This window comes from Frankia sp. AgKG'84/4, assembly GCF_023242965.2.
Lineage (GTDB): Bacteria > Actinomycetota > Actinomycetes > Frankiales > Frankiaceae > Frankia.
This window is the reverse complement of record NZ_JALKFU020001151.1, coordinates 1-2,833: the sequence shown is the minus strand read 5'-3', so window position 1 is coordinate 2,833 and position 2,833 is coordinate 1. Positions and strand designations below refer to the sequence as shown.

The window sequence follows — 2,833 nt, the reverse complement described above, 5'->3', positions numbered from 1 at the left end:
ATAATAATCCAGTTCGGGCGGCGTGCGCCGCGGGTGTTCGCTCGCCGCAGGCCCCGGTGCGTCTCGTCGCGGCGGGGTTTCCCGCCACGTCCTCCTCGGCCGCGGCCGGGGGATGGGCGGCCAGGCTCGTCGAACTCAGCGACGGACTGGCCCGGGAGGTCGAGCAGCGCTGGAGCGACGCGGCGAAGGAGCTGCACGCGCACAACCTGCTGCCCGTGCGCTGGGCGCCGGCGCCGGCGGAACTCTTCGACGACTGGACGGTTCTCCGGGACCGGGCGTCCCACGCCGGTGCGGGCTGGCCGACACCGGCGCCGGAAGGCTGGGCCGTCGGTCCGCAGGCTCTCGAGGGTGGCCCCGACAACCTGCTCGACGTGGTGCGCAGCGTGCCGACGAGGCGGCTGGTCGTTCTGGGGGAGGCCGGTGCGGGCAAGTCGACGTTGCTGCTGCGGGTCGCGCTGGACCAGCTGCGCCGCCGCCGGGACGAGGGCGGCGGGGTGGTGCCGGTCCTGTTGCATCTCGGCAGCTGGGACCCGAAGCGTTCGTTCGCCGCCTGGCTGCGGGAGCAGCTCGCCGGCCACCGATGTGTGCGGGCCGCGATGGCCGCGGATCCGGCCGTGCCCGCGGACCTGCTGCGCAGCGGCCTGCTCCTGCTGCTCCTGGACGGTTTCGATGAGATCGCCGGTGATCCTGGCGACGCGATGGCGGGCCTGGGCGCCGACCTGGAGCCCGCTCAGCAGACGGTCGTCGCCTCGCGGCTCGACCGGTACCGACAGGGCGCCGCAGTGACCCGGCTGACCGTGACCGCGGGCGTACAACTTCAGCCTCTGAGCACTCAGGACGCCCTTCGGCACCTGCGTGAGAGCGCCGGCACGGGCGAGCGGGCGGGCCTGGCCGATCATCAGGGCCCCGACCGGTGGGAGAAGGTGCTGGGCGCCCTCGAGGCATCCCCGGTCCCGGCACCCCTCACCGCGCTGACCATCCCGCTCTGGCTGACCCTGGCCCAGCGCATCTACTCCGGCCGCCGCGACGCGGACAATCCGCCGCCGCACCCGAACGAGTTGCTGCGACAGCCGGATCGGAGCGCGCTGGAGGGGTACCTGCTCGACCGCTTCATCGACGCACGATATGGGCCGGACCCGACCGACGCGCGCCGGTGGCTCGCCTTTCTCGCCCGCCAGGTCGAACTTGGCGGCCATGGCCTGGACGTCGCGTGGTGGAGCCTGCCGGGGGCGGTGCGGCCGGGTCCGGCGCGCTCCGCCCTCGCCGCCGCGGCCGCCGCGCTGGTGGGGCTCGGCGCACTCTCGGCGCTGCTGTCCGGTCTTGCCCTCACGGTGCTCGCCAGGCGGAACACGCCGACGCTGCTGAACCTGCTGCGCTGGCCCGGCATCCTTTTGCTGCTCGGCACGTGCGTGTGGTGGGCGGTGGTGTCGACGTCGGTCTTCAGCGAGCTTGGCGGGTACGCGACCTGGGGTCGGCGCCTGCCCGAGCGCGGGGTGCGGCGCTCGCGGGAGCCGGGACGCCTGCGGGACAGGATCCTGCCCGCCTTCGTTGTCTTCCTCCTGCCGATCAGCTACGTGGCGGTGAGCCCCAGGCTTCGCGAGGGCTACGGCATCGCCGACGCCGCGGTCACCTTCACCGTGATCGGCGCGGGCATCACCTGGGCGTGGTGGCGGCTGCACGACGTCAACGCCGGTCCTCCGCCCGGAACTCCGGTCGACAGCCCGACCGCGTCGCTGGCGGCCGACCGGCGGGTGTTCCTCCGGCTGGCCGCCGAGTTCGGCGCGGCGGTGACACTGGGCGTCTGGGCGTGGTTCTCGGCGCTGTACTTCTACGTCTGGCCGCAGCGGACCATCGTGGTCCTCGGCACGGGCCTGGTGGTCGCCCTCGTCGTGGGACCGCCCTGCGCGCTCGCGGGGGCCGCCGCGAAGACGGCCTGGGGGCCGTACATCCTCACCCGGCACTGGCTCGCGCTTCGCCGCCAGCTTCCCCGCGACCTCGCCGGGTTCCTGGCGGCCGCGCACGACCCGCACGAGGCCGGCGTGTTGCGGCGCGTCGGACCCGTGTACCAGTTCCGCCACGTCGAGCTGCAGCGCCGGCTGGCCGGCAGTGCGCAGAGCCCACAGCTGACCCGGCTTGCCGCCGAGCTGCGGGCTCGCCTGCTCGCCCGCCTGCCGGTCGACGATGCGCTCGCCGTGCACTGCCAGCCCGTCGACATCGACCTTGCCGAACCGTGGCCGACGACGGGCCCACTGCGGGTGGGCCATGGCGGCGACACCACCGTGGGTCACGCCCTCACGGGTGTGAGGGTTCCCAGACTGGTTGTCCTCGGGTCGCAGGGATCAGGGCGGACGACCGCCCTGACGCGCCTCGCGCTGGAACTTCTCGACTGCCGGCGTCCCGGCGGGCCCGTGCCCATGCCGTTGTCTCCGTGCTCCTGGCAACCGCAGCGGCAGCGTTTCGCGGACTGGCTGGAGTACGAGATCAGACGGCGGCACACCACGCTGGCCGCGGCCAGCGCCCAGGTGACGGGCGCTCGTGCCCTGGTCGACAGCCGCAAGGTGATCCCGTTCCTCGACGGCTTGGAGGACCTCGAACCCGCCTGTCGCGCAGCGGCGATCAGCGGCATCAACGAGTGGCTGGCCGCCGACGGCGGGCTGGTCCTCGGCGCCGACCGGGCGTGCCTGGGTGAGACTCCGGCGCCCACGCGGGCGGAGCGGCCTGTGCGGCTCGAGGGTGCTCACGCCGTGGAGCTCCGCCCGATTCCCGCGGTGACCGCGGCGCGGTATCTCGCGTGCTGGCCGACCGGCGGGGCGAGACCACCGGTCCCAGCCAC

1 protein-coding gene is annotated in these 2,833 nt (G+C 74.1%); it reads left to right on the top strand.

The window, feature by feature from the left end:
* Positions 1–56: 56 nt before the first annotated feature.
* A partial coding sequence (locus MXD58_RS28000; protein ID WP_250611178.1) for an NACHT domain-containing protein occupies positions 57–2,833 on the top strand: 2,777 nt, incomplete at its 3' end.